Raw genomic sequence first — 15,099 nt, 5'->3', positions numbered from 1 at the left:
GTGCCCGGCCCTGGCCCTGCCCGGTCGCCCGGTCACTGCTGCCGATCGAGTACGCCGCCGACCCGACCGCACTGCACGTCTATCTCGCCACCATGCTCCAGGACGCGATCAACGACCTGGCCCGGCTGAATCCGCATTCCGGACCGGAACCGGCCGTACTCCACCATCGTTTCCTCGGCTGGGCGCGCCCACGGCTGCGACCTGCCGGTGCGTACGATCCGGTGTCGCCGGAAGGCATGATCCCAAAGCGGTACCGATGGCTGCTGCGAATGTTGTCGGTCGCGCCGAACGATCAACTTTTGGAGATCGGCTGCGGACCGGGTACGGCAATATCGTTGATCTGCCCCCCGACTGGTCGGTGGTCGGATCGTCGGGATCGACGAGTCCGCCGAGATGGTCGAGCGGGCGCGACGGCGCAACGCCGAACATGTCGCGTCCGGGCGGGCGGAGATCCGGGCCGGCGCCCTCGCTGACCTCGACCGGGCCGGAGTGCTCGCAGACCTCGACCCGGCAGGGGAACGCTTCGACAAGGTCTTCGCGGTCAACCTCGACCTGTTCCACCGTGGTACGCCCGCCCCGGAACTGGCGATCGTCGCCCGCCTGCTCAAGCCGGGCGGCCGGCTGTGTCTCTGCTACGAGCCGCTGACCCCGGAACGAGCCGCCGAACTGGCCGAACGGCTGCCGCCGCTGCTCTCCCGGAGTGGGTTCAGCGCCAGCACCACCACGTCGACCACCACCACCAGCCGGGGGTCGCTGCTCGGCGTCATCGCGTACGCCCGCGACGGACGTACCTGACGCGTCCCGGGCGGTCGGCGAACTCGTTGGCGAGCGGTCAGCCGGTCAGGTGCAGGTCGGCGCGGTACTGCTCGCGTGGCGGCCGCTCGTCCCGGGACCACCACCAGGCGTAGCCGAGCTGCCCGGGGCGGGGCAGGTCGAGCACTATCCGGGCCACCAGTGGTCCCTCGTACGTGGTGAACCGGCCGGGTTCCTGTTGGGTGAAGCACACCACGCCGGGCAGTTCGAGACTGGCGACGTGCAGTTCCAGTCGGCCGTCCGGGCCGGACAGCAGGATGCTGTGTTCGACGTGCCGGAGCCCGTCCCGGTCGTTGGTCGCCTCGTAGTCCAGAATGACGGCACGCCCGTCCAGCGCGGAGGTCACCACCATCCGGGCCAGGAACGGGCCGCTCTCCGGGCCGTCGCCGCGCCCCCGGTAGACCCCGGTGGTGCGCAGCAGGCGGTGCAGGACGTCGGTTTCGGCGGGCACGGCGACACGGTAACCCCGGTCCGCCACGTAGCTCTGCGTCACAGTAGCGCAGCGTTGACGGTACTCCGCATTGAACAGTAGTATCAACCCATGGACACGACCCAGTTGCTCAAAGGCGTGCTGGATCTCGCGGTCCTGGCCGTACTGAAGGACGAGGACGGCTACGGCTACGACATCATGCGTCGGCTGCGCACCGCCGGGCTCGACGAGATCGGCGACGCCTCCGTCTACGGCACCCTCCGCCGCCTCTTCCAGGCCGGACTGCTCACCACCTACGTCGTGCCCAGCGAGTCGGGACCGCACCGCAAGTACTACTCGCTCAACGCGGCCGGCCGCGACCAGCTCACCCGTTCCGGCAAGACATGGCGGTCATTTGCCGGCACAATGGACCGGCTGCTCGACGACAAGGGGTTGGCGGCGTGACGCATCTGATCGAGCAGGAGATCGCCCGGTACGTCGACCGGGTCCGGTCGGCCCTGTCCGACCTGCCCCCGGCGACCCGCGACGAACTCCTCGAAGACCTGCCCGAGCACCTCGCCGAGGTCGCCGCCGAGGCCGCCACCGCCGGGGAGACCGCCGGCTCGCTGACCGACCGGCTCGGCCCGCCCGAGGCGTACGCGCGGGAACTGCGGGCCGCCGCCGGGGTGGCGCCGCCGACCGCCCCGGCCAACCTCGACCAACGGGTCGGCTCCCTGGTGCGCAAGGGCCGCGACCGGCTGCGCGCCGTCGACCGCAAGCTCGGCCCGGTGATCGGGTACGAGCGACTCAGCGACTACCTGCGGCTGCTCCGCCCCGCCTGGTGGGTGCTGCGCGGCTACCTGGCGGCCATGCTGATCGCCTTCTTCGCCTACGGGTCCTCCGGACTGCTGCCCCGGCTCGGCGGCAGCACCCTGGCCGCGCTGCTGCTGCTCGCCGCCACCGTCACCGGCTCGATCTGGCTCGGCCGCCGGACCGCCTCGCTGGGCCGCCGGGGGACGTTGATGATGCGCCTCGGCACGGGGGCACTGGTCCTCTTCGGCCTAGCCGGCTTCATCGGTTGGGGTAGCTACACCAGCCCGGGCATCCAGTACCAGCCGGTCTACAACGACCAGTACTCCGACATCCGGGACGTGTACGTCTACGACAGCGAGGGACGACTGCTGGAGGGCGTGCGGTTGTTCGACCAGAACGGCCGGCCGATCCGGCTCGGCGACCCGTGGTGCGAGTCGGCCCAGGAGCGGCTGCGGACCACCGTTGGCGACCCCTACTACACGGACCCGGCGCAGCAGCCGTACCCGTACTGCCCGGAGGGGGCGCCGTTCCGGCTGCACCCGACCAGCCCGGCACCGCCGGCCGGTCCGGTCGCGAGCCCGCGCGGCAGCGCTGTTCCGAGCCCCGGCGACAGCGCCGACCCGAGCCCGGACGGCGGTGCCGATCCCAGTCCGATCGACAGCCCGGACCCGACCGGGACGCCGGCCGACGACGCCAACCCGGAGGCCTCCCCGAGCCCGACCAGCTGATCTTCTTCGCCCCTCCACCAGGGCGCGTGACGACGTGGCGTACACCAGGGCAACGGGAGGTGTACGCCACTTCCACATTGCCTTCCGTCTTACCCGTCGGGCGTGGCAGGCTACCCGGACACCCGACACGCGAAGACCACCACCGCCGTCTTCGGTCGGAAAAACTGTGCGACCAGCCAACGATGACTGACCGACAGGAGGGCCACCGATGGGTGAGATGGTGAGTTACCGCAGTAACGGGGGAACCAGCGAGGGTTATCTCGCCCTGCCCGCGGCCGGTACGACCGGCCCGGCGGTCATCGTCATCCAGGAGTGGTGGGGACTGGTACCACACATCACCTCGGTCGCCGACCGGTTCGCCGCGGCCGGTTTCGTGGCCCTCGCCCCCGACCTCTACCACGGCGAGTCCACCACCGAACCGGACCACGCCGGCAAGCTCATCATGGGCCTCGCCATGGACCAGGCCGCCCGGGACATCGCCGGCGCCGCCGACTACCTCGCCGACCGGCCCGAGGTCACCGGCCCGACCGGCGCGGTCGGCTTCTGCGCCGGAGGCAGCCTGGCGCTCTGGTCCGCCACCCTCTCCGAGCGGATCGTCGCCACGGTCGGCTTCTATCCCGTGCTGCCCTGGGAGCGGATGCGTCCGGAGTGGACCAACTACGCCGGCAAGGCGGCGCTGATCCACTGCTCGGAGGAGGACGGCACCTCCGCCGCCGAGGGCGTGCAGACGGCCCGTCGGGCGATCGAGGCGGCCGGCGGCGACTGCGTCCTGCACGACTACCCGGGCACCTCGCACGCGTTCTTCAACGACGACCGCCCCGAGGTCTTCGACCAGCCGGCGGCGGCCAGCTCCTGGGCCCGTACCCTCGACTTCTTCCGGAACCGGCTTGGCTGAGCCGCGTACCCCCGGCGAGGTGGCCGCCCGCGCGCCGCGGGTGGCCGACCTGGCCGGGCTGGACGCGGCGATCGCCGACTGCTTCGCCTGCCCCCGGCTGGTCGCCTGGCGCCAGGAGGTCGCCGAGGTACGCCGGGCCGCCTTCCGCGACCAGGTGTACTGGGGCCGGCCGGTGCCCGGTTTCGGTCCCGCCGACGCCCGGATCGCCATCGTCGGCCTGGCACCGGCCGCGCACGGCGGCAACCGGACCGGACGGATCTTCACCGGGGACCGCTCCGGTGACGTGCTCTTCGCCGCGCTGCACCGGGCCGGGCTGGCCAACCAGCCGACCAGCGTCGCCGCCGACGACGGGCTGGAACTGCGGCACACCCGGATCGCCGCCGCGGTCCGCTGCGCGCCCCCGGACAACAAGCCCACCCCGGCCGAGCGGGACACCTGCGCACCCTGGCTGCACCGGGAGTTCGAACTGATCAGACCCACCCTGCGGGTGGTGGTCGCGCTCGGTGCGTTCGCCTGGGCCGCGTGGTGGCCGACGATGCGCCAGGTGTACGGCGTCCGCCCGCCCACCCCGCGACCCGTCTTCGGCCATGGGGCACACTGGTCGGGCGACGCCGTTCCGCACGTCCTCGGCTGTTACCACGTCAGCCAGCAGAACACCTTTACCGGCCGGCTCACACCAGCGATGCTGGACGAGGTGTTCGCCCGGGCCCGGATCCTGGCCGGGCTGGACGAGCGGGACTGAGGGCAGCGACAGGAGGCACGGGTCGCACGCCGACGACCCGGATCGCACCGACGGCACAGGAGGGCGGGGTTGATGACCGACGGGCACTCCGGTCGTGCCCGCTCCGGCGACCGTCCACCCCGTACCGGTCAGACCGGCGCGCTGCTGCGGGCGCTGTGGCCGCCGGCCGCCGTCGTCGGGCTGCTGGCGCTGGCCGCGTTCGCCGCGGCGCACTCGTCGGTCGGCTTCCAGCGGGTCACACCGCCGGCCGACGTCATGCCGACCCTGCGCCAGCCCGCCGTGCCGACCGAGGTCCCGGGCACCCCGCAGCCGTCCGCCGAACCCGGCGGCGGCTATCTGCCCGCCTGGCTGCAGACCGCCGGCCTGGTGCTCTGCGGCGTCGTGGCGGCGGTGCTGGTCGGCGCCCTGCTCTGGGCGCTCGTCCGGGACCTGCTGCGCCGGCGGATCACCGTCGCCCGGGCCGGGCGGGCCGGGCCCCGGCGTTCCGCCGCGCAGACCGCCGAGGAGGTGGTCGCCGCGCTCGACGCCGGTCTGGTCGACCTCTCCGACACCGACACCGACCCACGCCGGGCGGTGATCGCCTGCTGGGTACGACTCGAACAGGCCGCCGCCGCGGCCGGGGTCGAACGGCGCCCCGGCGACACCCCGACCGACCTGGTGACCCGGCTGCTCCGCGGCGGCCGGCCGGTCAGCGCCGACGTCCTGGGCGCGTTCGCCGAGGTCTACCGGCAGGCCCGGTACGCCACCCACACCGTCGACGAGCGGATGCGCGGCCAGGCCCGGTCCGCCCTGCAACGGCTGCGTACCGAACTCACCGCCCCGCAGGAGGCCCAGACCCCGACGGGTGGTGGGCACGGGTGAGCGGAGCCAGCGCCAGCATCGACGACCTGCTCGGCCACGACGAGGAGCCGGCGGGCACCCGGGAGCGACGGCGGCCGGGCGGGGTCCGGGCCTGGCTGCGCAGCCTGCTCGCCGCCGCCGCGCTCGCCGCCGGTCTGCTCGCCGGGCTGCGGATGGTCGGCGTCGCGCTCTCCCCGGCCGCGGTCTTCGCCGGTTTCCTGGCCCTGCTGCTGCTGCGCCGACTCACCGCCGGACTCGCCCCGGTCCCGGCGCCCCCGGTCCGGGTCAGCCGCGGCGAGGCGGGCGGCGAGGAGGACGGCAGCTACAACTGGTCCGCCCGGGACGTGCTGACCAGCTCGATCAGCCGCTGGGAGAACAAACTCACCTGGTCACAGGGGGAGGCGGACCGGTTCGGCCGTGCCGTACTGCCCCGGCTCGGTGAGCTCACCGACGAACTGCTGCGCCAGCGGCACGGGCTGACCCGGAGCAGCGATCCGCAACGGGCCCGCACCCTGCTCGGCGACAAGCTGTGGAATCTGCTGGAGACGCCGCCCCGGCGCACCCCGTCGCCGCGCGACCTCGCGGCGATCGTCGCCCAATTGGAGAAGTTATGAAGGAAGCCCAGCCGGTCACCATCTCCGACGTCGGGCGGCTGGCCCAGAGCGTGCTGGACCAGGTCGGCACGGTGGTGGTGGGTAAGCGGGATCCGCTCGGGCTGGTGCTGGCCGGCATCCTGGCCGGCGGACACGTGCTGCTGGAGGACCTGCCCGGGCTCGGCAAGACGCTCACCGCCCGCTCCTTCGCGCAGGCGCTCGGTCTCGACTTCCGGCGGCTGCAGTTCACCCCGGACCTGCTGCCCGCCGACGTCACCGGTTCGTTCCTGTACGACCAGCGCACCGCCGACTTCAGCTTCCGGGCCGGACCGGTCTTCACCAACCTGCTGCTCGCCGACGAGATCAACCGTACGCCGCCGAAGACCCAGGCCGCGTTGCTGGAGGCGATGCAGGAGAAACAGGTGTCGGTGGAGGGGGTCACCTACCGGCTCGACCCGCCGTTCCACGTCATCGCCACCGCCAACCCGATCGAGTACGAGGGGACGTACCCGCTGCCGGAGGCCCAGCTCGACCGGTTCCTGCTCCGGGTCTCGTTCGGCTACCCGACGCACGAGGAGGAGTGGGACGTCCTGCGCCGCCGGATGTCCCGCCGCCAGGAGGAGGCGGAACTGAAGGCGGTGGTCGACGCCGACACCCTGCGGGCCATGCAGGCCGCGCTGGAGGACGTGGTGGTCGAGGACTCGATCGGCCGCTACATCGTCGCGCTGACCGCCGCCACCCGGGAACACGCCTCCGTCCTGGTCGGCGCCTCGCCCCGGGGCTCCCTGGCGCTGCTGCTGCTGTCCCGGGCGATCGCCGCCTTCGCCGGCCGCGACTACGTCATCCCGGAGGACGTCAAGGCGGTCGCGGTACCGGTCCTGGCCCACCGGATCACGCTGCGGCCGGAGATGTGGCTGCGCCGGGTCGACCCGGCGTTCGTGGTCAACGAGGTGCTGGAGACCACTCCCGCCCCGGCCAGCGGCGCCCTGCCCAGCTACGCGGCCGGCCCGGCCGGCATGCTGTCCCCGTGACCTCCGTCGAACCGTCCGACCAGGTCGGGGAGCCGATGCTGCGCCCGGCGGTGCCCGGGCAGCGCCGGTCCGCCCCGGTCCGGGTGGAACAGCCGGCCGGCCCGGACTGGACACCGACCCGGGCGCTCGGCCGGGCGGTGCTGCTCACCGGTCTGCTGCTGGTCGCCGGGGCCCTGCTCGGCCGGGTCGACCTGGTCGTCCTGGCCGTGCCGTTCGCGCTCGGCACCGCGTACGCGCTGCGGCGTCGGCCGACCGGGCCGCCGGAGATCACCCTCGACGCCGACGACACGAACCTGGTGGAGGGCGGTGCGCTGGCCGCCGCGATCAGCGTCACCAACCGGGACGAGGTCGGCTACGACCTGGTGATGGCCCGCACCATGGTGTCCCGCTGGCTGCACGTCGAGCGGGTCAGCTTCGGCGTGGACGAGACCCCGGCGGCCAACGGCAGCCCGGACCCGGCCGGTCGTACCGGCCCCGGGGCCGTGGCGGGGGCCGCCGAGCGGGCCGGTGCCGCTGGTCCCGGCCGACGACGGGACGCGACCGACCGCCCGTACGGGTTCACCGTGCCGGCCGGCACCGTCGCCGACCTGGGCCTGACCGGCGAGTCGCTGCGCTGGGGACGGCACCCGCTCGGGCCGGCCGCGGCCCGGGCCGCCGCCTGCGACGGGCTGCTGATCAGCCGGCCCGTGGTCAGCGAACCGCGGACCCTCGCGGTCTATCCGGTCACCGAACCGTTCGACGCCGACGAGGCGATGCCCCGGGCCGCCGGACTGGTCGGCGGTCACCGGTCCCGGCGGCCGGGCGAGGGCGGCGAGCTGGCCGGGGTACGGATCTTCGGCCCGGGTGACCGGCTGCGCCGGATCGACTGGCGGGTCTCGCTGCGGGCCCGGCAACTGCACGTCGCCGCGATGCTGTCGGACCGGGACGCCGAGGTGGTGCTGCTGCTCGACGTGCTGGCCGAGGCGGGACGCTCCGGGGGGATCCGGGGCACCACCTCGGTCCTCGACACCTGCGTCCGGTCCGCCGCCGCGATCGCCGAACACTACCTGCACCGGGGCGACCGGGTCTCCCTGCTGGAGTACGGGCCGAGCGCCCGCCGGCTGCGTCCGGCCACCGGCCGCCGCCAGTACCTGACCGTGCTGGAGTGGCTGCTCGACGTCCAGGTCTCCGACGCGCCGTACGAGCCGTACGAGCAGATGTTCGGCCCGCACCTGCTCTCCTCCAACGCGCTGGTGGTGGTGCTCACCCCGCTGGTCGACCCCCGGTCGGCGGCGATGCTGGCCCGGTTGGCCCGGTCCGGCCGGTTCGTGGTGGCCGTCGACACCCTGCCGGCCTCGGTGACCCCGCCGTCCCGGGGGCAGTGGAGCGAGGTCGCGTACCGGCTGTGGCGGCTGGAGCGGGAGAACACCGTCGGACAGCTCCGCGAGCACGGGGTGCCGGTGGTCACCTGGGCCGGTGCGGGCAGTCTGGACCTGGTGCTGCGGGATGTGGCCCGGCTCGCCTCCGCGCCCCGACCCGCGCTGCGGTGAACCGGCGGTGGATCGGGGCGTGACGGTGGACGGAGGCGTACGGTGCTGAGCCGGATCAGGGCGTTCTACACGGCGGTCGGCCGGGTGACGCTCACCCCGCTGCTGGTCCGGGGTGGTGTGCTGCTCTGCGCGCTGCTGGCGCTGGTGCTGGCGTACCCCGACGAGATGTTCAGCCCTCGGGTGCTCCTGCTGCTGGCGGTGCTGGCGGCGTTCCCGGCGGTCGCGCCGAACCGGGCCTGGCCGACGGTGGTGATCCTGGTGGCGGTGGCCGGCTGGGTCGTCGGCACCGGCTGGTACGACCAGCGGGTCGAGTTGTGGCGGCTGCTCGGGCTGGCCACCTTCCTCTACCTGACCCACAGCCTGGCGGCGCTGGCCGCCCTGCTGTCGTACGACGCGGTGTTGGCCCCGGAGGTGTTGGCCCGGTGGATCTCCCGGGCGCTCGGGGTCGCCCTCGCCTCGGCGGTGCTCGCGGTGCCGCTGCTCACCCTCGACGGGCGGTGGGGCGACCGGAGCCTGGTTGTCGCACTGGTCGGCGGCCTCGCGGTCGCGGTGCTGGCCGCCGGGCTGCTCGGCTGGCTGCTCCGCCGCCGCTGACGCTCCCCGGCAGGTCGCCGGGGTGATTTGATCAAGCTTTTCCGATGGGCGTAATGAGCGTCACCTTGTTGTCCTCAGTCACAAAGGGCCCCATCTGGCGGGCGGGTCCGGGCCGGTGGGGGAAGGATGGGGGGCGTGAATCCGCAGCGGATCCTTGTGGTGGGTGCCGGTCACGTCGGGCTGTACGCGGCCCTGCGCCTGTCGAAGAAGCTCCGGTCGTGGGAGGCCGAGGTCATCCTGGTCGACCCGCAGCCGCACATGACCTACCAGCCGTTCCTGCCCGAGGCGGCGGCCGGCAACATCTCACCCCGGCACTCCGTGGTGCCACTGCGCCGCGAACTGCGCAAGTGCACGGTCGTCGCGGGTACGGTCACCCGGATCGAGCACGCCCGCAGGACCGCCACCGTGCAGCCGATCATCGGCCCGGCCCGGGAGATCCGGTACGACCACGTCATCGTCGCCCCCGGCTCGGTCTCCCGTACCCTGCCGATCCCCGGGCTGCGGGAACACGGCATCGGGTTCAAGACCATCGGCGAGGCCATCTACCTGCGTAACCACGTGCTGGACCGGCTCGACGTGGCGGCCGCCACCACCGACCCGGAGACCCGGCGGCGCGCGCTGACCTTCGTTTTCGTCGGCGGCGGGTACGCCGGCATCGAGGCACTCGCCGAGATGGAGGACATGGCCCGGGACGCGCTGAAGTACTACCCGGAGCTCAAGGCCGACGACATGCGCTGGGTGCTGGTGGAGGCGACCCTGCGGGTGCTGCCCGAGGTGGACCGGGACATGGGCGCGTACACCGTCGCCCAGCTGCTCAAGCGGAAGATGGACATCCGGCTGGACACCCGGCTGGAGTCCTGCGTCGACGGCCTGGTCCGGCTCTCCGACGGCGACAGCTTCCCGGCCGACACCATCGTCTGGACCGCCGGGGTGAAGCCGTCGCCGATGCTCGACCGGACGGACCTGCCGCGCGACGAGCGGGGGCGGGTCACCTGTTCGCCGACCCTGCAGGTGGTCGCGGACGGCAAGGTCGTCGAGGGGGCCTGGAGCGCCGGGGACTGCGCCGCGGTGCCGGACCTGACCAAGGCGCCGGGCAACTACTGCTCGCCGAGTGCCCAGCACGCGGTACGGCAGGCGTCCCGGATGGCCGACAACATCAAGGCCGTGATCCGGGGCCGGAACCCGGTCGACTACAAGCACAAGCACGCGGGCAGCGTGGCGAGTCTCGGCCTGCACAAGGGTGTCGCCCAGGTCTACGGCATCAAGATCAAGGGCTTCCCCGCCTGGGTCATGCACCGGACGTACCACATGAGCCGGATCCCGTCCTTCAACCGCAAGGTACGGGTGGTGGCGGACTGGACCCTCGCCTTCTTCCTCCGTCGCGAGGTGGTCGCGCTCGGTCAGCTGCACGACCCGCGCGAGGAGTTCGTCGAGGCGAGCTCGGCGACGCCGCCGGCTCGGACGACGGCCGCGCGCTGATTCTGTACGGGGTCAGGCTGGGGCCGGGTGTCCCGCCTGGTCGCTGTGTGGGGCTGGGGGCCGGGTGACCCGCTCTGGGCGGTCAGGCTTGATCCCGTCGCGGGTCACCCGGCCCCCAGCCGATCCGCCGCCAGGTACGTCCCCAGCCGGGCACGTCCGTCCGTCTCCGGTTGCCGGCCGCCTCCAGCGCCAGGCCTGTCGACAGCCGACCGAGTTGCCCGGCCTCCCGGTGGGTCAGCCGACCCGCCAGGTCCAGACGTCGACGGACCGGGTCGCCGGCCCGAGCAGGCCCTCCAGGGTCGTCCGCAGGCTCTCCGCGTGCGGGGCGTCGTCACCGAGCACCACGCAGGAGGCGTTCCAGAACCGGATGTCCTGCTGCGCCTGCTGACGTTCGGCGTCGCCGATCGCCGGCACCGCGCCGGTCTTCACCACCTCGGTCAACAGTTGTGAGGTCGGCTGCTTGTAGGTGCCCATCGAGGCCCGGCCGCCGGCCGCGTACGGCCCGATGAAAAAGCCCTCCGGCAGGGCGAACGAGGCGTCGGCGGCGACCGCCCAGCGCATCGGCCAGGGCTCCTGTGGCGTTGCCAGCGGCACCGGGACGAGCACCCCGCCCGGTTCGACACAGTCCCGCCAGTGCCCGGCGGTGAAGAACTGCGGCACCTCCGGCCGGGATGAGACCGGCAGCGGGGTCGGGAAGATCGGCACCAGGGCGATCATCGCCGACACCGGCAGCAGGATCCGGACCATCCGCTGCTCGGCGGCGAGCGCCCGGTCGACCGCGAGGGCCAGCACCGTGGCGATCAACGGCAGCAGGGCCAGGGCGAACCGCATCGGCAGCGCCCCGTCCACCACCGGTACGCCCAGCAGCAGCGCGTACGGGCCGCTGAGCTCGGTCGCCTCCCGGTTGACCACGATGGTCGGGCCGAGTGACAGGGCCACCATGGCGAGCCCGGTGAGCGCGGCGGCGATGACAACCGGTCGCCGGATCAGCCAGATGCTGGCGCAGACGGCGGCGACCAGGAGCGGCCAGCCGAGGAAGGTGTTGTACTCGGCCGGTCCGGTGGTCAGCCGGGCGGCCTGGTCGGCGCCGGCGAGCGACAGTGGCGAGATCGCCGGCCAACTCGCCAGGTCGGCGGAGAAGTAGTGCGGGCTGAACATCCCGTTGGGGACGCTCTGCGGCCCGGCGAACTGGAACCAGAGCGGGTACGCCAGCAGCGCCCCGGCGACCACGACCGCGAGCAGCATGCCGGCGAGGAAGCCGGGGGCCACCCGGCGGGCCAGTGACGGGTTCGCGGCAGCGTACACCAGGCTGAGGATCACCATCGCGACGGCGGTCAGGAAGAGCACTTCCTCGCCGATGAAGACCTGCACGGCGACGACGACGGCGAGGCCCACCGCGGACGTCACGACGCCCCGCCGGTCGACGCCGGGCCGATCCGGGCGGGCCTGCGGATCGGCTGCCCGGACCAGCCGGACGACCAGCCAGATCAGTACCGGGACCAGCCACTGCGCGGTCATGTGCAGATGGCTGTTGGTCTGGGAGAGCATGCCCGGCCCGAAGCCGCAGAGTCCGCCGGCCAGGGCGGCGGCGAGCCGGCGTACCCGCAGCGTCCGGGTGAAGAGCAGGTACCAGGCGGCGGCGGTGCCGGCCAGGTTGAGGGCGGCCAGTAGCGCGAAGGTGACCGGGGCGCCGAAGGCGAGGGTGACCGGGGAGAAGAGCACGCCGAGCGCGATGACCGTGGTGTTGGCCATCATGTTGACCCCGTCGGGGGCGTTGAGCCGGTCGCTCAGCAGGCTGAAGTCGCCGTGCAGGACGCGGGCGTCGGCGGCCAGGAACCATTCGTAGAGGGCCTGGTCCTCGGGGTTGAGGGCGAGCACCCGGGCGTCCGGGCTCGGCCACATCCCCTGGGTGAGCCAGGCCGCGAGCACCACGAAGAGCAGGAGGATGCCCAGGTCGACGCGGTGGCGGCGGAGCCCGCCGGCCCAGCGTTCCCCGCGGACGCGGGGCTGCCCGGAGTCGGTGTCGGTCGTGGCCGGGCCGGATTCGGCGCCCTGCGCCGCATGGGCTGTGCTGGTCACGACGATGACCCTAGTGCGGATCCGGCAACGGGGCGCGCCCGGTGGGTGTCGATTCGCTACCGTGGCAGGCACCGGGGCGCGACGGCTCCGGTGCACCCTGCCCGGGTGGTGGAACGGCAGACACGGCCGCCTTAAAAGCGGCTGCCGCAAGGCGTGCGGGTTCGAGCCCCGCCCCGGGCACCATCTTCACCCGCCGACCACGGCCGCCCTGTCGAGTACGAAGTGACGTGGATCTCCACAACATTGTCACCGACCATTACCCTGGACAGGGCACGCCTCATCGTGCACCGACCTTCCAGGAGGCTTGACAAAGTGAAGACGTCCAACCCGGTGCTGGCCCGACTCGGTCAGGCGGCCGAGCGGGAGCGGGCCGCCGGGTACGCCCCGGCCGGCGCATACGGGCAGCCGTACCCGACCGCGGCGGGCTATCCGGCCGCGCCGCCCACCGTACAGCCGATGTCCATCGACGACGTTGTCGTCAAGACCGTGACCCTGCTCGGCATCACCGGGCTCTCCGCCGCGGCCGCCTGGGTGCTGGTGCCGGACGCGTTCGTCGGAGCGGCCTGGATCGGTGCCGCGATCGTCGGTCTCGTGCTCGGCCTGGTGATCTCGTTCATGCGGGTGGCGAATCCCGCCCTCGTGATCACCTACGCCGTCATCGAGGGCGTCTTCGTCGGCATGGTCAGCAAGTTCTTCAACGACATCATGGGCTACCAGGGCATCGTCCTGCAGGCCGTGATCGCGACGTTCGGGATCTTCTTCCTGATGGCCGGGCTCTACAAGCTCAAGGTCATCCGGGCGACGCCGAAGTTCGTCCGTGGCCTGATCGCGGCGATGGTCGGGGTCTTCGCGGTCATGCTGATCAACTTTGTGCTCGCGCTGACCACCGACATCGACACCGGGATCCGCAGTGGTGGCCCGGTGGCGATCGGGTTCAGCCTGGTCTGCATCGTGATCGCCTCGCTCAGCTTCGTCCTCAGCTTCCACGAGGTCGAGGAGGGCGTCCGGATGGGTCTGCCGCAGCGCTACTCCTGGACCGCCGCGTTCGGCATCCTGGTCAGCCTGGTCTGGCTCTACATCGAGATCCTGCGGTTGCTCAGCTACTTCCAGGGCGACGACTGACCGCAGCCCCGCGGCCCCGGCCGCCCGAGTACGTCTCGACGCCCGCCCCCGGACCCGGGGGCGGGCGTCGCCCGTTGTGGCGCCAACTGACGGGAGTGGCTATTCCGAAATATCCATTTTGTTAGCCTGGGGCGTGCAGAGTTCGAACCCGGTGCTCACCCGACTGGGCGATCCGGACCGGGTGCGGCGTCGGGCCCTCGACATCGGCGCAGACCGGATCATGACCGTCGACGACGTGGTGATCCGTACCGCCGTACTGCTGGTCCTGACCGGGGCCGTCGGCGCGCTCGCCTGGACCATGGTCCCGGGCAACCGGGCCGGGCTGGCCACCCTCGGTTCGGCCCTCGCCGGCCTGGTACTGGCGCTGGTCATCTCGATCCGGCGGATCACCAACCCGGTCGTGATCATCGGATACGCCGTCCTGCAGGGTGTCCTGCTCGGCGTCGCCAGCCGTGGCTTCGAGGCGGTCTACCCCGGCATCGTGGTGCAGGCCGTGGTCGGCACCTTCGGAGTGTTCCTCGGCATGGCGCTGCTCTACGGCCTGCGGGTGCTCCGGGCCACCCCACGGTTCACCCGGCTGGTGGTGGGCGCGCTTATCGGCGTGGTGGCGTTGAGCCTGGTCAACCTCGTGGTCTACCTGACCGCCGGCCGCCAGGCCCTGGAGGTCTACAGCACCACCAGCATGGTCGGTTGGCTGCCGTACGTCTTCGCGCTGGTCTGCATCACCGTCGGGGCGCTGACCTTCATCCTCGACTTCGCCCTGGTCGAGCGGAGTGTGCGCGCCGGCCTGCCGGCCCGGTACGCCTGGTACTGCGCCTTCGGCCTGCTGGTCGGCCTGATCTTCCTCTACTGGCAGATCCTCCGGCTGCTCGGCTACGTCCGCCGCTGACGGCCGGACGACGCCGGTCCGGCGGCTCGGCCCCCCGCCGGGCACTGAAGACCTGGTCAGGGCCGTAGACTCAGCCGCGATGACCCCCGCCGAACCCGACCGGCCGGCCGACCCGCCGGTCCCGCAGCACACCACCGGACCGGGCCCGGACGCCGACGCGTCGACCGGGCCGGCCGCCGGGCGACCTTCGGCCGTCGAGTCGTTCGGCCGACAGGTGGATCTGCTGGTGAACCAGGTCGGCCACTGGACGGCACCTCGCTGGACGGCACCGGCCGGCTCCGGTGGGGCACGCCGTTCGGATCTGCTGCACCAGCTTGTCCAGCGGCTGGCCGACCTCGCGGCGGACGCGGAGGGGCAGCCACGGCGGGGCGTACCCCGGCTCGACAACGACCTGGCCCTGCCGGACCAGCTCCGGGTGGTGGCGACCGACCTGGCGCTGGCGGCTCCGCCGCCGGCGGTGCTGACCGAGGCCGCCGCCGAGCTGGCGACCACCCGGCAGACTCTCTGACCGTCGCCGCCGGTGGCCCCTGGCCCGGCCACCGG

Annotated in this window: 16 protein-coding genes and 1 tRNA gene; 15 read left to right on the top strand and 2 right to left on the bottom strand. The window is 72.7% G+C overall.

Annotation, left to right across the window (positions count from 1 at the left end; translation table 11 throughout):
* Positions 1-351: 351 nt before the first annotated feature.
* On the top strand, positions 352-795 hold the full coding sequence (locus tag ABGB21_RS09180) for a class I SAM-dependent methyltransferase (RefSeq protein ID WP_347677444.1): 444 nt from the start codon (positions 352-354) through the stop codon (positions 793-795).
* 37 nt (positions 796-832) lie between these two features.
* On the opposite strand, the gene ABGB21_RS09175 is transcribed toward ABGB21_RS09180, so the two are convergent.
* A complete protein-coding gene (locus ABGB21_RS09175) occupies positions 833-1,264 on the bottom strand; it encodes a hypothetical protein (protein WP_347651263.1) in 432 nt (143 codons plus the stop codon).
* Positions 1,265-1,354: 90 nt separating this feature from the next.
* Between ABGB21_RS09175 and ABGB21_RS09170 the strand changes: the two genes are divergently transcribed.
* From ABGB21_RS09170 to ABGB21_RS09125, 10 genes are all read left to right on the top strand, one after another.
* Entirely contained in the window at positions 1,355-1,687 is a 333-nt protein-coding gene (locus tag ABGB21_RS09170; RefSeq protein ID WP_347651262.1) for a PadR family transcriptional regulator, read from the top strand.
* Positions 1,684-2,763, top strand: coding sequence for a hypothetical protein (locus ABGB21_RS09165; protein WP_347677312.1), 1,080 nt, complete (start codon positions 1,684-1,686; stop codon positions 2,761-2,763). Before ABGB21_RS09170 ends, ABGB21_RS09165 begins: the two co-directional genes overlap by 4 nt.
* Before the next feature lie 208 nt (positions 2,764-2,971).
* Positions 2,972-3,658: a dienelactone hydrolase family protein gene (locus ABGB21_RS09160; RefSeq protein ID WP_347651259.1), complete on the top strand. Its 687-nt coding sequence runs from the start codon at positions 2,972-2,974 to the stop codon at positions 3,656-3,658.
* Between the two features lie 19 nt (positions 3,659-3,677).
* A complete protein-coding gene (locus ABGB21_RS09155; RefSeq protein WP_347677442.1) occupies positions 3,678-4,400 on the top strand; it encodes a uracil-DNA glycosylase in 723 nt (240 codons plus the stop codon).
* A gap of 72 nt (positions 4,401-4,472) precedes the next feature.
* Positions 4,473-5,261: a DUF4129 domain-containing protein gene (locus tag ABGB21_RS09150; RefSeq protein ID WP_347651258.1), complete on the top strand. Its 789-nt coding sequence runs from the start codon at positions 4,473-4,475 to the stop codon at positions 5,259-5,261.
* The gene (locus ABGB21_RS09145; RefSeq protein WP_347651257.1) at positions 5,258-5,854 is read left to right on the top strand and encodes a hypothetical protein; all 597 of its coding nucleotides are present in this window, start codon (positions 5,258-5,260) and stop codon (positions 5,852-5,854) included. Before ABGB21_RS09150 ends, ABGB21_RS09145 begins: the two co-directional genes overlap by 4 nt.
* Positions 5,851-6,864, top strand: coding sequence for a MoxR family ATPase (locus tag ABGB21_RS09140; RefSeq protein WP_347651256.1), 1,014 nt, complete (start codon positions 5,851-5,853; stop codon positions 6,862-6,864). Before ABGB21_RS09145 ends, ABGB21_RS09140 begins: the two co-directional genes overlap by 4 nt.
* Positions 6,865-6,899: 35 nt before the next feature.
* The gene (locus tag ABGB21_RS09135) at positions 6,900-8,393 is read left to right on the top strand and encodes a DUF58 domain-containing protein (RefSeq protein WP_347651349.1); all 1,494 of its coding nucleotides are present in this window, start codon (positions 6,900-6,902) and stop codon (positions 8,391-8,393) included.
* Positions 8,394-8,435: 42 nt separating this feature from the next.
* Entirely contained in the window at positions 8,436-8,987 is a 552-nt protein-coding gene (locus ABGB21_RS09130) for a hypothetical protein (RefSeq protein WP_347651255.1), read from the top strand.
* Positions 8,988-9,122: 135 nt separating this feature from the next.
* On the top strand, positions 9,123-10,466 hold the full coding sequence (locus tag ABGB21_RS09125; protein WP_347651254.1) for an NAD(P)/FAD-dependent oxidoreductase: 1,344 nt from the start codon (positions 9,123-9,125) through the stop codon (positions 10,464-10,466).
* A 234-nt stretch (positions 10,467-10,700) separates the two neighbouring features.
* Here ABGB21_RS09125 and ABGB21_RS09120 read toward each other — a convergent pair whose 3' ends face one another.
* Positions 10,701-12,545, bottom strand: coding sequence for a hypothetical protein (locus ABGB21_RS09120; protein WP_347651252.1), 1,845 nt, complete (start codon positions 12,543-12,545; stop codon positions 10,701-10,703).
* A 99-nt stretch (positions 12,546-12,644) separates the two neighbouring features.
* Here ABGB21_RS09120 and ABGB21_RS09115 point away from each other — a divergent pair.
* The 4 genes from ABGB21_RS09115 (at position 12,645) to ABGB21_RS09100 (ending at position 15,064) form a co-directional block, all read left to right on the top strand.
* Positions 12,645-12,728: transfer RNA gene (locus tag ABGB21_RS09115), tRNA-Leu, on the top strand.
* 129 nt (positions 12,729-12,857) lie between these two features.
* Complete coding sequence (locus ABGB21_RS09110; RefSeq protein WP_347651251.1) at positions 12,858-13,667, top strand: Bax inhibitor-1/YccA family protein; 810 nt, start codon at positions 12,858-12,860, stop codon at positions 13,665-13,667.
* Between the two features lie 133 nt (positions 13,668-13,800).
* Positions 13,801-14,556 (top strand): Bax inhibitor-1/YccA family protein, encoded by a 756-nt coding sequence (locus ABGB21_RS09105; protein WP_347651250.1) that lies wholly within the window; start codon positions 13,801-13,803, stop codon positions 14,554-14,556.
* Positions 14,557-14,770: 214 nt separating this feature from the next.
* On the top strand, positions 14,771-15,064 hold the full coding sequence (locus ABGB21_RS09100; protein ID WP_347651348.1) for a hypothetical protein: 294 nt from the start codon (positions 14,771-14,773) through the stop codon (positions 15,062-15,064).
* Positions 15,065-15,099: the final 35 nt, after the last annotated feature.

The sequence above is a fragment of the Plantactinospora sp. B24E8 genome, assembly GCF_039871735.1.
In the GTDB taxonomy this organism is placed as follows: Bacteria; Actinomycetota; Actinomycetes; order Mycobacteriales; family Micromonosporaceae; genus Plantactinospora.
The sequence above is the reverse complement of the archived record's forward strand: the minus strand, read 5'-3'. Positions and strand labels throughout refer to the sequence as shown.

Excerpts from the sequence above, each read along its gene's own strand:
- ABGB21_RS09140 (WP_347651256.1), top strand. The coding sequence starts at position 5,851 with ATGAAGGAAGCCCAGCCGGTCACCATCTCCGACGTCGGGCGGCTGGCC.
- ABGB21_RS09160 (WP_347651259.1), top strand. The coding sequence starts at position 2,972 with ATGGGTGAGATGGTGAGTTACCGCAGTAACGGGGGAACCAGCGAGGGT.
- ABGB21_RS09170 (WP_347651262.1), top strand. The coding sequence starts at position 1,355 with ATGGACACGACCCAGTTGCTCAAAGGCGTGCTGGATCTCGCGGTCCTG.
- ABGB21_RS09150 (WP_347651258.1), top strand. The coding sequence starts at position 4,473 with ATGACCGACGGGCACTCCGGTCGTGCCCGCTCCGGCGACCGTCCACCC.
- ABGB21_RS09135 (WP_347651349.1), top strand. The coding sequence starts at position 6,900 with ATGCTGCGCCCGGCGGTGCCCGGGCAGCGCCGGTCCGCCCCGGTCCGG.